We start from the raw sequence: 20,536 nt of genomic DNA, 5'->3' as shown, positions 1-20,536 counted from the left end.
AGGAGCTCTACCAATAGCCTTTTTCCTATTTGTAAGCAGTATAGCGTGATTGAAAGCGGGGGCAAAATCTGTGTCCTCTGTTTCAGGGCTTAGCTATGCCAATCCAATCCTAGCTCCCGCAACTTTGCCTCAGTTGGGATGCCAGTATCGGGATCCCAGCCCATCATGCCGTAGTAGAGGCGGATGGCTGTGCGTAGTTGGTCCGCTGGAACCGCCTGGTTCTTTAGCGCGCCATTGACAGGCGGTTCGAAAGAACGCTGGGTCAACCAATCATCGGCAGCCGAGAGGCCTTCGCGCAGGTTGAACAAACGGGCCAAGTTCAGAGCACGTTCCCCGCTCTCCATCCATTCGTACAGGCTATAATCTGTCCAACCTGTTGCGGCGCGGATGATGTCGATGATTTGCGGAAAGCTCCATGGGACGAACTGACAAAGCACAGTGCAATTGCGTGCCACAGAAGCAATAGAATAACGCATGGCAAGCCGCACTTTTTCTGGCCCTAGATCGTTCAGCGGTACTGGCTTCAGGATGCCCAGTGGCCGCAGGGTTTCTATCCCTGCCAAGGTAGTTGTGCTGGTGTCGTGTAGAGAGTGCTGGTGATCAGCGCCAGTGGGCGACACGGCATAGCCCAGACCCAGTCCTAGCTTCAGTCTAGGCTCGTGCATGGGATAGGGTTGGCCTTTTACGTGCATGGCAAAACGTTCGCTACCGCCGCCCAATTGTCGCGCCATCTCCTTTACGCCAAGAGCCAGGAACGAGCCGAATCCCTCACGCCGTGCCACCTTCTCGATAGCCGGCAATAATACGTTGCCATTCCCAAACCGCAGCTCCAGGCCATCCGTATCCTGCAAGTTGAGCAATCCCGCTTCAAAGCATTCCATGGCAAAAGCTAGGCAAACGCCAAAGGAAATGGTGTCAATCGTATAAGCGTTCAGAAGTTCGTTGGCCTTGCATAGTAGAGCGGTATCTGCGATACAGCAATTCGAGCCAATGGCAGCAAGCGTTTCATATTCTGGGCCACCATACTGGGGATCAATGGGATATGGAGTTTCGGTAGCGACGCGCTTTTTGCAGCGCACTGCGCAAGCATAACACGCCTCCATCGTGCTACCCAGCACTTCGCGAATGGTCTGCGGTAACTGACGCTTGACCTGCGGATACTCTCCCTCGCTGAAGTTGCGCACGGGCAGGTTGCCTTGCTGTACGAAAAGCTCCTGTGCAGCTCCTGTCCCCCAGAGGTGAAGATTGCCTGCCAAATGCAGGTTTTTGTGCATCCATTGCCCCAGTGCTTTGATTTTTTCGGGATCGGCTACGGGCACAGGCTGGCTCCCACGTGCTACAATCGCTTTCAGTTTCTTCGCGCCCATTACTGCTCCCAGGCCACAGCGCCCCGCAAAATGCTTCAAATCGTTGGAAATGCAAGCATACGGGACCAGGTTCTCGGCGGCTGGCCCAATCAACATGGCACGCGCACGAGGGTCGCCAACTTCGGCACGTATCTGGGCCAAAGCATCCGCAGTCTTCTGACCCCACAGATGGGATGCATCACACAGCTTGATCTGTCCATCACAAACCAACAGGTATAACGGGAACTCCGCCTGACCGTGTACAATGATGGCATCGAAACCAGCCCTTTTCAATTCGGTCTGAAAAAAGCCGCCCACTTCCGAGGCACCAAACCCTCCGGTGAGCGGGGATTTCGCGCCTACAGCATTGCGCGCGAATCCCGAAACGGGAATCCCAGAAGCAACTCCACTAGCAATGACGAGCGGATTGGCAGGCCCTAGGGGATCGAGATGAGCTGGGGTCTCATGAAGCAGAGTGAGACCAATCAGATTCCACCCTCCAAGGTAACGCCGATAGAATTCCTCTCCTAGCTCTTCATAACTGATCTGTCTACTGCTCAAATCAACGCGTGCGATCCTATTTGTGTATCCGGGCATGTTGCACCTCGTGATGATGTGGAGTCAATGAGCACATTGCGTGCGCTTGGTTCAAACTGGTTGCTGGGATTTTAAGGAAAGTGCTGCATGCAGTCAATTCTGCCACGAGGGTGAGTGCACTCCAAAGGAGATACAGCGAGAGCTAGGTGGTGTCGGGAGCCAGCGCAGCGTCGTTATCAGTGACTCGGATAATTTGGCAAGCACTTTTTTCAACGCTATACTTAACTGCAATCTGCTTCCTAGTGATTCCTGTAGCGTAGTGCGACAGATCTTCTCTTTCAAAAAGCGGAATCATCAAGATGAAGGACATAGGACATTGTATGTCAATTCGTAGTATTGGGAGATTTTGGAAAGGACTTGAGGCAGTGTTTCAGCGCTTTCTATTGCTTTGCTTGTTGGCGCTGGTAATGATAGCTCACTCTGCCTGTCAGGCTGAGCCTTCGCCCATTCCCACTCCCATTCCCACGCCAACTCCTACACCCTCCCTTATCGGAGCCGAGACGGTGGCGCGGGAGTATCTGCGAGCATGGCAAAGCGAAGACTATGCACGTATGTATACCTTTCTTTCTTCCTCTGCTATGGCTGCTACCCCTGAAGAGAAATTTGTCTCCCGCTACCGCGCCATTGCTACTGAGGCGACCATGACCGGCCTGACAGCCAGCGTTGTGGAGATACAACGCGCATTCACCACAACTGCCCAAGTTACCTTTACGCTGACCATAGATACCCGTTTGGTTGGCCAATTCCAGGTAGAGAACGTGCTCGATCTTTCTTATGATGGGCAGCGTTGGGGTGTGGATTGGACACCTAAAGCGATTTTTCCCTTGCTGGTGTGGGATAATCTGGTACATATGTTCATCCACGTACCTGCACGAGGCAATATCTATGACCGCCGGGATTTGCCTCTGGCTATGGAGGGGAAGCTGATTGAAATCGGTGTGGTCCCTGGTTGGATTGAGGATGAAGCAAGGCTTCTCTCCATATTGAGCAAATTGTTGGGATTGTCTCACGAAGCCATCAAGGCAAAATACGCCCAAGCAGCACGGCCGGACTGGTTCATGCCCGTTGGCGACATCACTCCTGAGGTAAAACAGGCTAATGAAGCATTGCTGTCCTCGGAGCCGGGCATTACTTGGCGGGACAAGCCCATACGCGTTTACCCTTATGGCAGCTTGGCTGCACAGGTCGTTGGCTACACAACCCTAATCGATGCAGAAACACTGGCTCGTCTCCAAGAGCAGGGATACCGCGAAAGCGATTGGATCGGAGTAGCCGGCTTGGAAGGTTGGGGGGAGTCGTATCTGTCGGGGACACGAGGAGGGACCTTGGCCATCATCAGCCCGGATGGCCGCATCGTGTGGACGCTGGCTGAGCGGCCAGCGACCGTGAGCAAAAGCATCTACACCACGCTGGACATGGATCTACAGCGCACAGTGGAGGGCATCCTTGGCCAGCAAATAGGGGCCATTGTCGTGCTGGACGTACGCAATGGTGAGGTACTGGCAATGGTCAGTCATCCCGGATATGATCCCAATATCTTTATCACGGGCACGGCCCAGCAGCGAATCGCCTTGCTAAACGATCCAGGTAAGCCCTTTTTGAACCGCGCCATTGCAGGACTTTACCCGCCGGGTTCAACCTTCAAGATTGTAACCATGTCCGCCGGCATGCAGGAACTAGGATTGACCCAGCACAGCACTTTTTATTGCGCTGGACGATGGGATGGCCTAGCAGATGGTGCCACGCGCTATTGCTGGCTGAGCAGCGGGCATGGACCGCTCAATCTGTTGAACGGCCTGGTTTACTCCTGCGATACGGTCTTCTGGGAGATTGGCAAGGCATTGAACGAACGCGATCCCTATGCCTTGCCACGCTGGGCACGAGCTTTTGGCCTGGGCGTCCCGACTGGATTGAATGCCTTGGTCGAGGCAGCGGGGTTGATAGCCGACCCAGATTGGAAAGCACAGCACTATTCCGGAACAGAACAGCGATGGCTGCCACGCGATGCGGTGAACATGGCGATTGGACAGGGTGACGTGCTGGTAACACCATTGCAGATGGCCAATCTAGTAGCAGCCGTTGCTAACGGCGGCACGTTGTACCAGCCGCGCCTGGTGCGGCTTATAGGTTCCCTGATGGGTGACGATGTACAGGACTTTCCACCGCAGGTGCTGGGCCAATTGCCCATATCATCAGCGAACCTGCAGGTTGTGCGGCGAGCAATGGAAGGAGTGGTACAGTACGGCACAGCGTCGCGGGCTTTTATAGGTGCGACCATACGTATGGCGGGCAAATCTGGCACAGCCGAGGCCCCTCCTGGTGATCCACACGCCTGGTTCGTGGGTTACGCTCCAGCGGATGATCCCCAAATCGCAGTAGCAGTTGTGCTGGAGCGTGGGGGCGAAGGAGGTCGCAATGCTGCCCCTCTATTTCGTCAGGTAGTAGAAGCCTACATGACATTGTCAAAGAGATGATGCCGATCGTTGATCGTTCATTGCCCAAGTTGCGCGCCATTGATGCCCGCCCTATCGTCCATGGTGGCCAGGCAAGTATCCTCCTGCGCGATCCTCTGCGGCTGACCGACAAGACGGTCATTATCCCACAGCATTTGGGGCCGCTATTGGCGCTATGTGACGGCACGCGCGACAGCAGCGCCTTGTCCGCAGCGCTCGCGATCCGTTTCGGAGTGCGCCTCACTCCAAGCACGATAGAGCAATTCCTGGCTGTGCTTGACGATGCTTTGCTTTTAGATAACGACCGTTTTGCCCAAGCACAGGAACGGGCGCTACAGGAGTACCGCCAGGCGCCTTTCCGTCATCCGGCCAATGCTGGGTTGTCCTATCCGGCAGAGGTAGATAAGCTGCGTCAGATGTTGCAGAGCTACCTCGATGCGGTAAATGATGTAAGTTCTTCCCCTGCTGATGGTCGTGGCCTGATATGTCCGCATATTGATTATGCGCGTGGGGGAACGGTTTATGCCCAGGTCTGGAAACGTGCGTCCAAGATGGCTCAGGCAGCAGAACTGGCAGTGCTCTTGGGTACCAATCATTACGGACGAGATGGCCAGTTGACATTGACCCGACAGCACTATGCCACGCCATTTGGGGTACTGCCCACGGCACAGGATATTGTCGATGCGGTGGCTCAAGCAGTGGGTGAAGAGATGGTTTTTGCCGATGAGCTCTACCATCGCGGTGAGCATTCAATTGAACTGGCGGCAATTTGGCTGCATTATCTCCGCGATGAACAGCCCTGTGCGCTGGTGCCAATTTTATGCGGTTCCTTTGCCCCCTTTGTCCGGGGCGAAGCCAATCCGCAACATGACCCTACGATAAACAGAGTTTTGGACTCGCTCCGACGAGCCACGGCTGGACGCAGGGTATTGGTGGTAGCCGCAGCGGACTTGGCCCATGTCGGCCCAGCCTTTGGTGGTCAGCCATTTGGGCTCATAGAGCGGGTGCGGTTGCAAGCGGCTGATGAGGAGCTGATGGAGCGGATATGTGTAGGGGATGCGGAAGGGTTTTTCACGGCGATTCAGCGCGAAGGCGACCGCTATAACGTGTGCGGGTTGCCGCCTATCTACCTGGCGCTGCGCCTGTTGCATCCTGTACATGGTGAGAAAGTGGCCTACCTCCGCTGTCCAGCGGATGAGCAGGGAACATCCTTGGTATCGGTGTGTGGTATTGTGTTCCAATGAGGTCAAAGAGAATCCACGAATACATACCATGGGGGAATAAACTTCAATTGACAAAGCTAGGCACGAGGTGTAGAATAGGGCTACACGCGCCCGTAGCTCAGCGGACAGAGCAGTGGTCTTCGAAACCAAAGGCCGTGGGTTCGAATCCCTCCGGGCGCGCCTTATACTCTGCTCAAAATGGGTTCGCCACTCCCGTCTGTCCAAAGTAATACGCAGTGGCCATCGTAGCATTCATATCACCCCCGTTCACTGCCTCTTGCTCAGTAAGATAAGCCATGGGACGGTTTTTCTTCCGCGCTAAGGCCAGATAACAAGGGCGTACAGCGGACGGAGGCGAAATGGAGATCGGAAATGAAACCTGGGAGACAAGCATCAATTTAGAGGCAACGTTTTCTCACCTGGAATTACACGCCTATATAGGCACCACCAAGCACATGGGGGTTTAAAGGCTACCAGAGAATTAATTGCGTTATGCTAGATAAACAGGGATACCTGCATCTTTCAGGACGTATCTGAAACAGAGGTGCGCTCCTCCCCGCAATCTGTTCGAATACCTTGGTTATGGCCTGTATGGCGGCCGGAAATAGGTGTTGCTCTCTGTTACTTTGCTATCTGGCTGCAAAGCGTGATAAAATAGAGTAGCATGTCCAAAGTTACGTACCACGAATTCAGGCCCGGCCACTGGGTGAAACTGGTGGACGGTAAAATCGTCGGGCGGGCTACCGCAGAAGAAGTGGCTGCTTGGAAACGAGAGAAGGCAGAGCAAGCCACGATTTGGCAGGATGTGGTGCAGCAGGCCGCACCCGTTGAACCGAAGCCGGAAGCTCCTCCTGAAGCACCTCCCTCCAAGCCAAAGGTGGCCTGGACCGAGCCAACCAAAATCTGGCAGGATGTGTTGAGTCAGGTTAGTGCGGCTGAGCCCCAGCCTGAGCATCTGCCTAAGGCAACAACCCAAACCAAGGGGAAACCCGAGCGCGTACCCAAAGCGTCCCCAGGTGAGCCGATTGCAGCACCAAAGGTTGTCTCTCCTAAGCCAGAGGCGAAGGTTAAGCCCAAGGTCGCAGTTAAGGTAGTGCCAGCCAAGCGCGCAACGGAGGCTGAACCTGCTCTCGTAGCCCAACCAGCGCCGGCTAAAGCAATTTCGGTTAAGCCTGCCCCCAAACCAAGCGCTAAGGTAAAGGCTGTATCTGCCAAGCAGGTAGCAAAGGCTGTGCCTGCGCCTGCTGTGAAAGCGGAACCAAAGATTGCGAAAGCGCTCCCTGTGGAAAAGCCCCCAGCAACGAAACGAGTATCTCCACCGTCTCCTGCAAAAGCTAAAGCCGTGAAGCAGATAGCCGAAGCTATACCCAGTGAAGAGGAAATTTCTTCGCCCGTTGCGCCTGCTGAAGCAACAACGAAGCCCAAACGTGCTTCAACTGCTATGACCCGGCGATCAGCAGCACAACCTACACCCGTGGAACGGTCGAGTCAACTGTATCTGTGGATTATGGCGGGCTTGTCAGATGATTTGATCGCCACAGTGCGCAGCGGCTTGGCGCGCTACCAGGAACGGTTTCATCAACCAGCCGAAGTAGTGCTGTGCCACATGGATGATATGGCGACCTTGGAAAAAGCCAATCTGCCAGTGGACGTGCGACAGGGCAAAGGTGTGCCCCCGCGCAGTTTTTGGATTGGGCTGAAATAGTACGATCATGGAAACGAACGATACCTCCCAGCCTGTCTTGAGCGAGCGCGAACTGGAGATCCTCAAGTTGGTGGCCTCTGGCGCCACCAATCAACAGATTGCGCGCGCCCTGTTCATCAGTGTAAACACGGTCAAGGTGCACCTGCGCAATATCTTCGCTAAACTAGGCGTAGAGTCACGCACGGAGGCCTCAACCTATGCGATCCGCAGGGGCTGGATCGTCTTGGAAGGAGTACAGGCTCCAGCCGAAGTCGAGGAAGTGCCACCCCCTTTGCCCCAAGAGCGTATCTCGCTGTGGCAAAGAGTCTTCTTCGTTGTAACAGCGTTGCTCATCGCCCTTATCGTCTTCTTGCCTTTGCCCCGCATTGCTTCTGAGCGCGCTACCAGTCCCTTTACAGATCGGTCAGAAGGAGTGTTTGGCAATCCATTGGGAGCGACTTCGTCACGTTGGATAAGCAAAGCACAGATGCCCACTTCGCGTGCACGGCTAGCTGTGGTCGCTTATAACGGGAAAATTTACGCGATAGGTGGAGACACCCCCGATGGAGTAACCGGTATGGTCGAAGTATATGACCCAGATACGGATAGCTGGACACGGCAGACGGGCAAGCCCCGCCCGGTGAGTAACATCGCCGCAGCAATTCTGAATGGACGCATTTTTGTGCCTGGTGGCTATGACGCTACTGATCAGGCGAGTGCCATTGTTGAAGTTTATGATCCACAAACTGACACTTGGAGCGAGGCTGCTGCTTTGCCCAGACCACTGTTTGCTTATGCTATTGCCACTGTGGACGGTAAACTTTACCTGTTCGGTGGCTCGGATGGCATCCGGTATCTGGATACGGTCTTTATCTACGACCCAGCCACGGATACCTGGACTACGGGCACGCCCATGAGCGAACCTCGGGGCTTCTGTGCGGCAGCCGTTGTCGGAAAGCACGTCTATGTACTTGGCGGCTATAACGGGCAAAGCGAGCTTGCCCTGTGCGAAGTCTACGATCCCGTCAAAGAGAACTCGGAGGAGCAACCATGGGCTCGCTGTGCCTCACTGCAGATGGCTCGTGGGGGGTTGGCTGCGGTCGCTGTCGAGAATTACCTCTATGCTATAGGCGGAGGTTGGACGCAATACCTGTCCTTCAATGAACGTTATGACGCGAGACAGGACACGTGGATGGCTTTCGATTCACCGCTGCTAGGACAATGGCGCACGCTAGGAGCGGTAGCCATTCAACGAAAAGAAGGTGCTGTCATCTACACCATTGGTGGATGGAGTAATCGCTACTTAAGCACAAACTATGCCTACGAAGCGTTTTTCCGCATCTATTTGCCTAGTCTTTAGCGCTGTGCGTGAACTTTCAGCTTAGCACTGGATGAAAAGGGGGAGCAATGGCAAATGTCATCGAATTCATAGTGAATGGTCAACCGGTTCAGGCTGAGGTCGCTGATTCCAAGACCACTTTGCTCTCCTATCTGCGCGATGTGTTGCATCTGACGGGGCCTAAAAACGGTTGTGGCCAAGGACACTGTGGTGCTTGCACTGTCATCGTCAATGGCAAGGCTCAACGATCCTGTTTGTTGCGTCTGGAGCGCATCGCTGGTGCTCAGGTCGAGACAGTCGAAGGTCTGGCCGTGGATGGGCGCCTACATCCCTTGCAGGAAGCGTTTATCGAAGAGGGGGCGATCCAGTGTGGCTTTTGCACTCCAGGCATGCTGATGGCCTCCAAAGCGTTGTTAGATCGCAACCCAGATCCAACCGATGAAGAGATACGCGAAGCCCTTAAGGATAATCTCTGTCGCTGCACTGGATATGTCTCCATCTTGCGCGCAGTGAGAAAGGCAGCACAGCGCTTGCGGGCAGGAGGCTTTCCTTCTGGCACAGCGATAGCTCCGCCCACTACATGGGACGTAGTGGGCAAAGACGTGATGCGCAAGGATGCCTGGGCCAAGGTCACGGGCACACTGAAGTACGCTGACGATCTGTATGTGCCAGGAATGTTACATGCCAGAGCGTTGCGCAGTGCCTATCCCCATGCTAGGATATTGGCAATTGACACGTCAGATGCGGAAAAAGTACCTGGAGTAGTGACAGTGTTGACCGCAAAGGACGTGCCAGGGCGCAACCGCTTTGGGCTGGTTATTGCTGATCAGCCTGTGCTGGCAGATGACCGTGTGCGTTACATCGGCGATGCGCTAGCTTGCGTTTATGCCGAGAGCATTGCAGCGGCTGATGAAGCTTTGGGCAAGATCAAGGTGGATTATGAGGAACTTGAGGTCGTATCTACTCCACAACGTGCAATGGCGCCCGATGCCCCCCGCATTCACGAGAATGGGAATATCCTGGCAGAGCACCACGTACGCAAAGGGGATGTCGAAGCCGCTTTCAGACAGGCAGACGTCATCGTGGAGAACACCTACTACACGCCCTTCGTAGAGCATGCCTATTTGGAACCGGAGGCTTGCCTGGCTCGCCCAGATGGGGAAGGAGGCGTTGCAATTTGGGTTGGTAGCCAAGGGCCGAACGTAGATCGTGCCCAAATCGCTGCCTCTCTAGCCTTGCCACTTGATAAAGTGCGCGTTGTGCATACTCCAATGGGTGGCGGTTTTGGTGGAAAAGAGGATATCACCGTTCAGATTTTGGCAGCGCTCGGCGCATTGCGCACCGGTCGCCCGGTCAAGATGGTGTTGCCGCGTCCTGAATCCATACGGGTGAGCACGAAGCGTCACGCTGAATACCTACACTACAAGACCGCAGCTACACGTGATGGCAAGATCCTCGCCGTCGAGGCCATTATTATTGGTGATACCGGCGCGTATGCCTCAGTAGGGGCATCGGTGCTTTTTCGCTCAGCCACCTTTGCTTGTGGACCTTATGTAGTGCCCAATGTCAAAGTGGATGCCTATGCTGTCTACACCAACAATCCCCCAGCAGGTGCTATGCGAGGCTTCGGTAGTCCTCAGGTTGCCTTTGCCGCCGACTGTCAGATGGATGAATTAGCCCATCGCCTAGGCATGGACCCCTTTGAATTCCGACTGCGCAATGCCTTGGAAGCGGGGGCCATCACGGCCACTGGCCAGTTGGTTACGGAGAGCATCGGCATCAAAGAGTGCCTGAATGCTGTGCGAGATGCACTTGCTGCTCAACCATTGCCACAGCCCGCGCATGGTAAGCGGCTGGGCGTGGGTATTGCAGCAGCCTACAAAAACGTCGGATTGGGGCCGGGCCTAGACGACCGCGCAGGTGCCATTGCCGAGATAGATGACGAAGGGCATCTGATCCTACGCGGGGGCTGTATCGACATGGGCCAAGGGCAGGACACCGTCATTGCGCAAATCGCAGCTCAGACCCTGCAGATCCCTTACAGTGACATCATTGTTGTAACTGGCGATACTGCTTCGTGTCCTGATTCTTTTATGACTACGGCGTCAAGAGCCACCTTGTTGCAAGGCAATGCCGTCCAGATTGCAGTAACTAAGCTTCGCGAGCAGTTGTTAGACTATGCTTGCAGCCAGTTCGATTTGAGGCGGGATGCAGTAACCTTCGAAGCAGGGCGCATCCAAGATAAGGCGACAGGCGTGGAGATCTCACTCGCGGAGCTAGCACGCCAAGCAACGAGACAGAACTATCGTCTTTGTGCAGAGGCTTACTATACAGCGCCAACGTGCTATCGAAATTTTGAATTTGATGAGCGACAATTCAAGGAAGACCCCGATCAATACCGCGTACACGTGGCATACTCTTTCTGCGCCCAGGCTTGCATCTTGGAGGTGGATGAGAGCAGCGGCGAAGTACGGGTACTGAGGATGATCACCGCCCAGGATGTTGGCAAACCTATCCACCCGCAAAACATCCGAGGGCAGATCGAGGGGGGTGTGGTCATGGGCATGGGCTATGCGCTTTATGAAGAGTTCATCGTGGACCGCGGATATATAGTCACGGATACGCTGCGCAAATGCAAAATTCCGCACATTGCCCAGGCTCCTGAAATTGTCCCTCTGATTGTGGAAGACCCCCACAGCCTAGGTCCCTTTGGAGCCAAGGGGATGGCTGAGCTTTCAGTGGCCCCGAGCGCTCCAGCAATTGCCAATGCCATCCATAATGCGTTAGGCGTGCGCATTCGGGAGTTACCCATCACGCCGGAGAAGATCCTAGCTGCCTTGCATCGCGCAACGGCTACATCTGGGTAGAGTGTGACCTTGTCTCAGCAGGCCAATAGGAGACATTCGCAACCAAGCGGTCTGCACTGAGCCCTACCCGGCCTCAATCCCCAAGAAGTTTGCCTAACCCCAGAAGCCAACTCGGAGCACTGGAATTCAGCCTGGGCGGTTATTACCCTGATTGGAATTGGCAGATTCCGTTTCTTGCGCTTGGCCTTTCCGAAAATCCACAAAGCGGTACCCCACGCCGCGTTCGTTGAAGATATATTTGGGATGGCTGGGGTCGGGCTCGATTTTCTGGCGCAGGTAAGTGATATATAACCGCAGCAACTGAGTGTCATCACGGTACTCGTAGCCCCAGACTTTCGAGAGCAATGTTTCGTGAGTCATCACCCATCCAGCGTTATTGACCAGATGGTAGAGCAGGCGGTATTCGGTGGGACGAAGCTTCACACGTTTGCCACGTACAAGTACCTCACGTCGCTGAAGGTCAACAGCAAGGTCCTCGTCAATGACCATCATCGTTTTCTGTCCTGGCGAGGGCATTTCGGCACGGCGCAATGCGGCTTTGACGCGGCTTGCCAGTTCGCGGGGTGAAAAAGGCTTGGTGATATAGTCATCAGCACCTAATTCCAAACCACGGACTTTGTCCTCTTCTTCGGCCTTCACTGTGAGCATGATGACAGGCACGCTGGAAATCTGACGGATGCGCTCCAGCGTCTCGTATCCATCCATCTCTGGCATCATGATATCCAGAATGACGAGGTCGGGTAGCTCATCGCGCACCTTTTCGATCGCTTCCATGCCATTAGAAGCTGTGCTGACTTGATACCCTTCCAATTCCAAGTTCATGCGCACGAAACGAACCATGCGCGGTTCGTCATCTACAATCAAGACGTGCTTTCTCTCTTCGGTCATTTCTCATTTCTCCCACTAGGACAATGTCCGGAAAAGACTCGGAGACGTGGCATGGCGTGGCCACAGTTTTGGTATCCCGCTACCGAAGTGGCAACGTAAAATGGAACGTGGACCCTTTACCCGGAGCGCTTTCCACCCAAATACGGCCGCCATGCCCTTCGATAATGGCTTTGCACAAGAAAAGGCCTAGTCCAACGCCCTGGGTGCGGCGGCCAAGGCTGGAATCCACACGGTAGAACGGTTCGAACAGTCTAGACTGTTTTTCCAGGGGAATGCCTGGGCCGGTATCAGAAACATACAGCTCGACATAGTCTTGATGCACGCGCCCGCCCACTCGTATTGTGCCGCCTTCTGGTGAGTATTTAATAGCATTGCTAATAAGATTGGAAAAAACCTCTTGCAGCCGCTCCTCATCGGCCAGAACGGGAGGAAAGTCTTCTGGAAAATCCAATTGTAGGTCATGCTTGGTAGCTTGAACGCGAAAGCGTTCCACGGTTTTTGCGGCCAGTTTGGGGATGGCTACATCGCTCATCTCCAATTTCAGCGTGCCTGCCTGGATACGTGATGCCTCGAGCAGGTTATTAATCAGGCGATGCAAGCGATCGCTCTCCTCTTCGATGATCTCTAGGCTCTCGCGCACCGTTTTTTCGTCCCAATGTGCATCCTCACGCCGCAAGGTGCTGGCATAGCCTTTGATCAGGGCCACAGGCGTTTTGAGTTCGTGAGAGATCACGGAGATGAACATGGCCTTCATCTCTTCTGCTTCACGGAAGCGGGTCACGTCATGCACGTTGCCGATGATATTAACCAGCGTGCCCTCGTTATCGTACAGTAGGGAATAGGTAATGCTTACGCTTGTGCGGTGACCATCGGAACGAATGATATCGCCTTCTACCCGCAGGTTCCCGTCCGCGGAAAGGGCCTGCAGAGGACAGTCAGTTTCGCACAGGTTAATGCCTTGTGGATTGCGCAGAGCGATTACACGCCAGCACGGTTGGCCGCGAGCCTGTTCTGCCGTCCAACCAGTCATTTCAGCCAGAGCCCGATTCATGGTCTCGATATGACATTGAGCATCCAGAATGAGCACGCCATCCGCACTGTTCTCGATGATAGCATCCAACCGACTTTTTTCCTCTGCTAGTTGCTGATAGAGAGTTGCATTGCGCACTGCGATCGCGGCCTGGTCAGCAAAGCTAGAAAGCACTTGACGGTCATCTGCAGAGAAAGCAGTGTCGCGGGTACGGAAGACATAAATTAAACCGATCAACCTGTCGTCCAGGGTGAGGGGTAGGCCTACAACCTGACGCAAGTTGATGCCGGCACTGGCGGCTACTAACCGCAGCCGCGCGTAGAGATCAGGCATAGGCCAGTGGGTGCGCTGAAGGGGGATATCGGTCAGGAGAGGAGCGAAGAGCTGCAGCGTGCCCGGCGGAAGACCGAAGCTAGCGCGTACGTGAAATGTGCCATCCCGTCCCTGCAGAGCGATCAGCCCAGCTTCGCCACGTAGCATCTCCACCGCTTTGCTGATAATGAGTTGCAGCAAGGACGGTAGGTCAAGGCGAGCAGTCATCGCTCGGCTGATGCTTAGTAGGTAATCGCGCTGTCGCTGCAGGTAATCTTGCACGTGTACCAATCCTTACTCCCCAACTAATCAAAGGATACTACATTTGGCAGAGGCTGTCAATCCCCCGGTGCTGTGCCAGCACATGGTATCCACTCCAAGGGCCTAATTCAACGGCGACTTTGTCGAGCATAAAAGGTACGACCAACCTGATGTTCTCATCGATCTCTGGCAGTTGCTCCTTGAGGTGGGCAAAGGGTGTTTGGTAGCCCAGGGAGGAGTGTTCTCGCACGTTGTTGTAGTAGTAGAGATAGCCCAGGGCTTCATCGAGCAAATCCCGCTCGCTGTGAATGGCAAGCGCTCTGGGGATGTAGAATTCATCGTCATCGGTGCGGTGAGAGCGTTCGATATGCGCGTTCTCCTCACAATGGCCTTTGTGGTTTTGGATCAGCCGACAGCCGAAGCCCTTGAGCAATTTCCTTAGCTCCGCTACCTTCAGCCAGGATTTCCCACCAAACTCCTCCCCGTTATCCACGGTGAAGACGATTTCCGACTTTACGCCGTGCGATCTTAACCAAGCAACCACCCACAGGTACCAGCATAAGCCATTGGTCCACGACTTCTCTCTGGAGTAAGCCATCAGTTTGAAGCGTGAGTTGACCTCCAGGGCGCTCCATTGGTAGTTCGGGATCTGGCATTGATCCAGGTGAATGATCTGCTCCTTGGTGAGTGCCTTGTGGTCACGGATGAACTTCACATCCATCTGCACAATCTCAAAGGGCTTCGCCGAATACCAGTCCACAAACTCCCGCTTTTCCTTTCTGCGGTGGTGTTGCCCAAGGGGATGACTAAGACATGCCCGGTTGCGGCGCAGGATGTGGCGGATGGTCCCGGCAGGGACTACGACCCCCTCGTATTGTTGCAGATAGCGCGAGAGCCGCTGCGGCCCCAGGTGGGTTTTGTTCTTGGCGGCAATGACCAGGTCCTCAATCTGTGCATCAGTCTTTCGGGGTTGATGTTTGGGCCTCTTGGCGCGATCGCGCAGATCCCCTTCTTGGTTCTTGCGCAGGATATCATAAACCACGCAGCGGTTGATGCCAAACAGGCGCGCGGTGCTGGAGACATTATGCCCATTGCTCTCTAGATAGCCCAATACGGCCTTCCTGGCGGCTTCAGGGTTAATCTTGCGCAGTTCTTTGTAATCAATCTTGCCTGCCGGTGGGCAGGTACGGCGTCCAGTGTCCATATTGCTCCGGTTCTAAAGTGTTCAGATCCACTCCGGCCAATTCTAACACTTTCTGTACGTATTGAGAATATCCATACCCTAGAAACTGTATAGTATGTCCTGGACACCGTGCACCCCGTATTTGCATATATGATTGGATTGTGTTACAATGAAATATAATAGCCGTTGGGGCGTGGTGCAGTGGTAGCACAGCGGACTTTGGATCCGTTAACGGAGGTTCGAACCCTCCCGCCCCAGTTTCTTTCCGTTTGGATCTGCAGCCGTTTCACTTGAAATCGGACAGGAAGGTCATTTATTCCTAAATTCTCTAACAAGGCACTCAAGACAGCCAGGGTGCTATCACGAAACCCGTTTTCGCAGCGAAAACGGGTTTCTTGGACTTCTATGGATTGGGAGGCGTGATGCGCAAGCTGGCAGTAGTAATACTGGCCGCTGGTCAAGGTACACGGATGAAGTCAAAATTGCCCAAGATCCTGCATCCGATCGCTGGTCAGCCAATGGTCAAATATATCCTCGATGCAGTTGCAGAACTCAGCGATGGGAAACCTGTGCTGGTTGTGGGCTATAAAGCGGACTTGGTACGTCAGACGTTAGGCGACGTAGCAACGTATGTTGTCCAAGAACAGCAATTAGGTACGGGGCATGCCGTGCTCCAGGCACGCGAACAACTAGAGAGTCGAGCCAAGTCCATCCTCGTATTGTACGGTGATATGCCTTTGCTCTCTCGGGACACACTGTGCTCCTTAGTTCAGGCTCATGAGTCGCACGTTGCTCCGATTACCATGCTTACCTGTATCCATGAAGATGCCATGGGGTTTGGCCGCATCCTGCGGGATGCCAAGGGGCGGATAGTTGGAATTATCGAAGAGAATCATGCTACGCCTGAACAATTGGCAATCAAGGAACTCAATCCGGGCGTTTACTGCTTCGATGCGGCTTGGCTTTGGTCCCATCTACCCAGGCTATCACGCAGTCCAAAAGGGGAATACTACCTGACCGATTTGGTTGGTATGGCTGTGGCAGAAGATCATGCTGTAGAAACCATCCTGGTCGAGGATCCCCTGGAGACTCTTGGCATTAACGATCGGGGGCACTTGGCCAGAGTAGAGGCGGTAGTGCGTCAACGCATCCGTGAAAAGCTGATGCACGCTGGGGTGACTCTTATTGACCCTGCCTCTACCTATGTTGATGCGACAGTACGGGTAGGGCAGGATACAGTTATTCATCCTAACACGTATTTACAGGGCAATACCCAAATTGGGATGAATTGCGAAGTCGGGCCAAACACCATCATCCGTGATTCAACGATTGGGAATGACTGTCGCCTAGAGGCCTCCGTGATTGAGGAAGCTGTAGTGGAGAACAAGGTGTCAATTGGCCCCTTTGCCCACCTGCGCAAAGGAGCGCACTTGGCTGATGGTGTGCATATGGGCAACTTTGGTGAGGTCAAGTCCTCCTACCTAGGCCCAGGCGTAAAGATGGGGCATTTCAGTTACATCGGGGATGCTACTATAGGAGCCGATGTGAACATTGGTGCAGGTACCGTTACTTGCAATTTCGATGGCATAAAAAAGCATCGCACCGTGATCGAGGATGGGGCTTTCATTGGCAGTGACACCATGCTGGTGGCGCCAGTACGCATTGGCGCACGAGCGCGGATTGGAGCTGGCGCGGTGGTTACCCATGATGTGCCGCCTGACAGCACCGCTTATGGAGTACCTGCACGTGTGAGATCAAAGCAAGGAAACGATAAAGAGACTGCGAGTGATGTGAAAGCAAGTCCATCTTCAGAAGGAGCTAGCAAGGAGACAATCGTGGGAGATGCAGAATTAATTGCATTGGCTGCTGAGGCACGTCACCAAGCGTATGCACCCTATTCGCATTACCGAGTAGGGGCAGCGCTTTTGACTGCCTCAGGGAAAGTCTATACCGGCTGTAACGTCGAGAACGCATCTTATAGCTTGACTGTTTGCGCCGAGCGGGTAGCCGCATTGAAGGCGATCTGTGAAGGCGAACGCGAGTTCGTTACCATAGCAGTGGTCACCGAGAATGGCGGCACTCCTTGTGGTGCCTGTCGGCAAACGCTGGCCGAGTTTGGGCCAGATATGCGTGTTTTGGCAACGGATGTTTCTGGTAAATATAAGGTCTACACCTTAAGCGAGCTACTCAGTGCCCCCTTCCGTCCATCTCACTTACTGGGCGATAAATCACATAATCTATAGATAAAACTGAGGAGAGCATATATGGTGCAGAAAATTACGCCAGCAAGTGTGGATTTCTCGCGTTGGTACACGGACGTTGTGCAGGCAGCAGAATTGGCGGATTATGCGCCGGTAAAGGGTTGCATGGTCATCCGTCCTTATGGCTATGCTTTGTGGGAGAACATCCAACGTGCTCTGGACCAACGCTTTAAGGCCACCGGCCATAAAAATGCTTATTTTCCACTGTTTATCCCAGAAAGCTTTGTTAAGAAAGAGGCAGAGCACGTTGAGGGCTTTTCTCCAGAATTGGCCGTGGTAACCTACGGTGGAGGCAAGCAACTGGAAGAGCCGCTGGTGGTTCGCCCTACATCAGAGACGATCATCAATGCCATGTACGCTCAATGGATTCGATCGTATCGGGATTTGCCAGTGCTGATCAATCAGTGGTGCAACGTAGTGCGTTGGGAAATGCGCACTCGCCTGTTCCTTCGTACCACAGAATTCCTGTGGCAGGAGGGGCACACCGCACATGCCACAGCCGAGGAGGCTATGGCCGAAACGCTGCGTATGCTCGAGATTTACCGCGATTTTGCGGAGAACGAAGCAAGCATTCCCGTTATTCCAGGCCGCAAAAGCGACAGCGAGAAGTTTGCTGGGGCAGTCGAAAGCTACACGATTGAGGCCATGATGGGCAACAAGTGGGCTTTGCAAGCTGGCACTTCCCACTTCCTGGGTCAGAACTTTGCCAAAGCTTTCGGCATCCAGTTCCTGAATCAGGAAAATCAGCTCGAATACGTGTGGCAGACAAGCTGGGGAGTCAGCACGCGCATGATTGGAGCTCTCGTTATGGTACACGGTGATGACCAAGGGCTGCGCTTGCCGCCCAAATTGGCTCCTATTCAGGTTGTCATCGTACCTATTTGGAAAGACGAAGAGGAATATGCCCAGGTAATGGCTGTGGTTGAGGGGATGATGGACGGATTGAGGCAGGAGTTTCGCTGTCACCTGGATGACCGAGCTGAGGTATCTCCTGGTTACAAGTTCCATGATTGGGAAATGCGCGGAGTGCCATTGCGTGTCGAGCTAGGGCCGAAGGATGTGCAGAAAGGCCAAGCAGTGCTCGTGCGACGTGATTTACCGCGGCAGGAAAGCAAATCTACCGCGGCCATTGACGCTTTGTCTGCTGCAGTACGGGATATATTGGATGCTATCCAGCGCAATCTGTATGCACAGGCGCTTCGCTTCCGTGAGGAGAATACCTTCTATCCGACAACCTACGACGAATTGCGCGAAGCCGTAGCAGAGGGGTTTGCCCTAGCCTATTGGTGCGGTTCGGCGGATTGCGAAGCTACCATCAAGGAAGAAACCAAAGCAACTATTCGCTGTATTCCATTGCAGCAAGATGGCGAACCAGGACGTTGTGTCTACTGTGGGAACCAGGCAAAGGAGAAAGCAGTTTTTGCGAGAGCTTTTTAGCCCGGTTGCTAGGTATGGGCTTTCAGGCTCGCAAGATCCACTGCTCATGGATAGGTGGTGAGAGGAGTGCCAGATGCGAGATGAGGGATTGAATGTCAAGATGCAGCAAGTGCGTGAAATGGCCGACGCCAAAGGCTTTTCCTCTGACCCAGCGCGCGTTTGGGAAATGCTCGCCTTGATCCACAGCGAAGTATCAGAGGCCACCGATGCATACAAGAAGGGCCAACCCTTGGAGAAAGTTGGAGAAGAATTGATTGACGCGGTGATTCGCATTCTGCACTTGCTCTCTGCATTAGGCCTGGATGCGGAGGAACTATTCGAGCACAAAATGGAGGTCAACTGGTCTCGACCTTATAAGTACGGAACGGTGCGTGGTGGATAAGAGGCGCGTCTTTGCCGAGGGAGAAACAGCACTGATTATCCTTGGCCGTAAGCGTTTTTTGATGCGCTTACAGCGAGACCAGGTACAGCATACTCACCATGGCTTGATTCGCCACGACGACTTGATTGGGCAACTACCCGGCAAGTCCTTCACTACCCATCTCGGTTATCCGCTTCTTGCGCTGCGCCCTTCGCTTCATGACATGATCATGAGCATAGAACGTGCCTCACAAATCGTGTACCCCAAAGAAATTGGCTATATCTTGCTGAAATTGAACGTAGGGCCAGGATGCCATATTATAGAAGCCGGTACAGGCAGCGGTGCATTGACCATCGCATTGGCTCACGCTGTGCGCCCCAATGGGCGTGTGTATTCCTACGAAGTCCGTGAGGATATGCTGCGTGTGGCTGCCAGGAATTTGGCTGACACAGGTCTCCAGGAATGGGTGGAATTGAAACAGCGGGACATTGCAACCGGTTTTGGCGAGCAAGGCGTGGATGCGGTATTCCTGGATGTGCGCACTCCTTGGCTGTATTTGCAGGCAGCGAGGGATGCATTAGCAGAGGGAGGCTTTTTCGGGGCCATTGTTCCCACCACCAATCAAGTGTCGGAACTGATTGCTGCATTGGAAAGCAATCTTTTTAGTGATATTGAGGTAAGTGAGATTTTGTTGCGTTCTTACAAGCCGGTTGCAGCACGGCTGCGTCCCATGGATCGCATGGTAGCGCATACAGGTTATCTCATTTTTGCACGCCGAATAGAGAAGGGGCTTTCCCGTGAGTATTTACAAGAGGCCACCCCAGATGAATGGATGGTTGCGCAAGCAGATGAGGAGTTGGGAGTAAATGGGCAAAATACGTAGGTTAGTCTTGGATGTGCTTAAGCCACATGACCCTTCCATTATTCAGGTTGCTGCAGAGCTGAGCGAGCTGCCAGGTGTAGAGGCTGTGAACATCAGTATCTACGAAATGGACCGACGGGTTGAGAATGCCAAGATCACCTTGGAAGGCACTGACCTTAACTACGATCAAATATTGAAGGTGATCGGTGAGAATGGCGGCACTGTACACTCAATTGATGAAGTAGTGGCGGGGCGCATGATCATCGAGGATGCACAAACACTGCAGGACCCACTGGGATAAGAACAGTGTAAGTGGCCAATAGATCGTTACCAGCCTCTTTGTCACAAGCGAGCAGCAGGTCGGTACTAATTGGGTCGAGCAGGATAGGTGGTAGCAAGGCGATATGCTCATCCCCAGTATACCCCAAATGG

14 protein-coding genes and 2 tRNA genes are annotated in these 20,536 nt (G+C 53.9%); 12 read left to right on the top strand and 4 right to left on the bottom strand.

The annotated features are described in order from the left end of the window. Positions 1-89: 89 nt before the first annotated feature. Entirely contained in the window at positions 90-1,943 is a 1,854-nt protein-coding gene (locus H5T67_11400; GenBank protein ID MBC7245913.1) for an aldehyde ferredoxin oxidoreductase family protein, read from the bottom strand. Positions 1,944-2,263: 320 nt separating this feature from the next. Between H5T67_11400 and mrdA the strand changes: the two genes are divergently transcribed. The 6 genes from mrdA to H5T67_11370 all read left to right on the top strand — a co-directional run bounded on the left by mrdA (position 2,264) and on the right by H5T67_11370 (position 11,509). Further along, on the top strand, positions 2,264-4,417 hold the full coding sequence (mrdA, locus tag H5T67_11395; protein MBC7245912.1) for a penicillin-binding protein 2: 2,154 nt from the start codon (positions 2,264-2,266) through the stop codon (positions 4,415-4,417). Continuing rightward, a complete protein-coding gene (gene amrB / locus H5T67_11390) occupies positions 4,414-5,640 on the top strand; it encodes an AmmeMemoRadiSam system protein B (GenBank protein ID MBC7245911.1) in 1,227 nt (408 codons plus the stop codon). Before mrdA ends, amrB begins: the two co-directional genes overlap by 4 nt. Positions 5,641-5,726: 86 nt before the next feature. Next, positions 5,727-5,799: transfer RNA gene (locus H5T67_11385), tRNA-Arg, on the top strand. 484 nt (positions 5,800-6,283) lie between these two features. Further along, positions 6,284-7,324 carry a hypothetical protein gene (locus tag H5T67_11380; protein ID MBC7245910.1) on the top strand — a complete coding sequence of 347 codons (1,041 nt, stop codon included), beginning with the start codon at positions 6,284-6,286 and terminating at the stop codon, positions 7,322-7,324. 7 nt (positions 7,325-7,331) lie between these two features. Beyond that, entirely contained in the window at positions 7,332-8,663 is a 1,332-nt protein-coding gene (locus H5T67_11375; protein ID MBC7245909.1) for a hypothetical protein, read from the top strand. 47 nt (positions 8,664-8,710) lie between these two features. Then, a complete protein-coding gene (locus H5T67_11370; protein MBC7245908.1) occupies positions 8,711-11,509 on the top strand; it encodes a molybdopterin-dependent oxidoreductase in 2,799 nt (932 codons plus the stop codon). 126 nt (positions 11,510-11,635) lie between these two features. Here the strand turns inward: H5T67_11370 and H5T67_11365 are convergent, their stop codons facing one another. The 3 genes from H5T67_11365 to H5T67_11355 form a co-directional block, all read right to left on the bottom strand. Next, complete coding sequence (locus H5T67_11365) at positions 11,636-12,397, bottom strand: response regulator transcription factor (GenBank protein MBC7245907.1); 762 nt, start codon at positions 12,395-12,397, stop codon at positions 11,636-11,638. A 79-nt stretch (positions 12,398-12,476) separates the two neighbouring features. Then, complete coding sequence (locus tag H5T67_11360) at positions 12,477-13,967, bottom strand: PAS domain S-box protein (protein MBC7245906.1); 1,491 nt, start codon at positions 13,965-13,967, stop codon at positions 12,477-12,479. A gap of 91 nt (positions 13,968-14,058) precedes the next feature. Continuing rightward, entirely contained in the window at positions 14,059-15,204 is a 1,146-nt protein-coding gene (locus H5T67_11355) for a transposase (protein ID MBC7245905.1), read from the bottom strand. A 166-nt stretch (positions 15,205-15,370) separates the two neighbouring features. Between H5T67_11355 and H5T67_11350 the strand changes: the two genes are divergently transcribed. From H5T67_11350 to H5T67_11325, 6 genes are all read left to right on the top strand, one after another. Then, positions 15,371-15,441 (top strand) — tRNA-Gln (locus H5T67_11350). A 164-nt stretch (positions 15,442-15,605) separates the two neighbouring features. Beyond that, positions 15,606-17,426, top strand: coding sequence for a bifunctional UDP-N-acetylglucosamine diphosphorylase/glucosamine-1-phosphate N-acetyltransferase GlmU (gene glmU / locus H5T67_11345; GenBank protein MBC7245904.1), 1,821 nt, complete (start codon positions 15,606-15,608; stop codon positions 17,424-17,426). 21 nt (positions 17,427-17,447) lie between these two features. Further along, complete coding sequence (locus H5T67_11340; protein ID MBC7245903.1) at positions 17,448-18,881, top strand: proline--tRNA ligase; 1,434 nt, start codon at positions 17,448-17,450, stop codon at positions 18,879-18,881. A 73-nt stretch (positions 18,882-18,954) separates the two neighbouring features. Beyond that, complete coding sequence (locus H5T67_11335) at positions 18,955-19,263, top strand: hypothetical protein (GenBank protein MBC7245902.1); 309 nt, start codon at positions 18,955-18,957, stop codon at positions 19,261-19,263. After that, complete coding sequence (locus H5T67_11330; protein ID MBC7245901.1) at positions 19,256-20,125, top strand: tRNA (adenine-N1)-methyltransferase; 870 nt, start codon at positions 19,256-19,258, stop codon at positions 20,123-20,125. The genes H5T67_11335 and H5T67_11330 overlap by 8 nt, the downstream gene beginning before the upstream one ends. Beyond that, complete coding sequence (locus tag H5T67_11325) at positions 20,109-20,405, top strand: DUF211 domain-containing protein (protein ID MBC7245900.1); 297 nt, start codon at positions 20,109-20,111, stop codon at positions 20,403-20,405. Before H5T67_11330 ends, H5T67_11325 begins: the two co-directional genes overlap by 17 nt. Positions 20,406-20,536: the final 131 nt, after the last annotated feature.

This window comes from Chloroflexota bacterium (assembly GCA_014360905.1).
Taxonomy (GTDB): domain Bacteria; phylum Chloroflexota; class Anaerolineae; order UBA2200; family UBA2200; genus JACIWX01.
This window is presented reverse-complemented; position numbering and strand designations above follow the sequence as displayed.

Coding starts and splice junctions, on each gene's coding strand:
- H5T67_11400 (MBC7245913.1), bottom strand. CDS start 1,943: ATGCCCGGATACACAAATAGGATCGCACGCGTTGATTTGAGCAGTAGA.
- mrdA (MBC7245912.1), top strand. CDS start 2,264: ATGTCAATTCGTAGTATTGGGAGATTTTGGAAAGGACTTGAGGCAGTG.
- amrB (MBC7245911.1), top strand. CDS start 4,414: ATGATGCCGATCGTTGATCGTTCATTGCCCAAGTTGCGCGCCATTGAT.
- H5T67_11380 (MBC7245910.1), top strand. CDS start 6,284: ATGTCCAAAGTTACGTACCACGAATTCAGGCCCGGCCACTGGGTGAAA.
- H5T67_11375 (MBC7245909.1), top strand. CDS start 7,332: ATGGAAACGAACGATACCTCCCAGCCTGTCTTGAGCGAGCGCGAACTG.
- H5T67_11370 (MBC7245908.1), top strand. CDS start 8,711: ATGGCAAATGTCATCGAATTCATAGTGAATGGTCAACCGGTTCAGGCT.
- H5T67_11365 (MBC7245907.1), bottom strand. CDS start 12,397: ATGACCGAAGAGAGAAAGCACGTCTTGATTGTAGATGACGAACCGCGC.
- H5T67_11360 (MBC7245906.1), bottom strand. CDS start 13,967: ATGACTGCTCGCCTTGACCTACCGTCCTTGCTGCAACTCATTATCAGC.
- H5T67_11355 (MBC7245905.1), bottom strand. CDS start 15,204: ATGGACACTGGACGCCGTACCTGCCCACCGGCAGGCAAGATTGATTAC.
- glmU (MBC7245904.1), top strand. CDS start 15,606: ATGCGCAAGCTGGCAGTAGTAATACTGGCCGCTGGTCAAGGTACACGG.
- H5T67_11340 (MBC7245903.1), top strand. CDS start 17,448: ATGGTGCAGAAAATTACGCCAGCAAGTGTGGATTTCTCGCGTTGGTAC.
- H5T67_11335 (MBC7245902.1), top strand. CDS start 18,955: ATGCGAGATGAGGGATTGAATGTCAAGATGCAGCAAGTGCGTGAAATG.
- H5T67_11325 (MBC7245900.1), top strand. CDS start 20,109: ATGGGCAAAATACGTAGGTTAGTCTTGGATGTGCTTAAGCCACATGAC.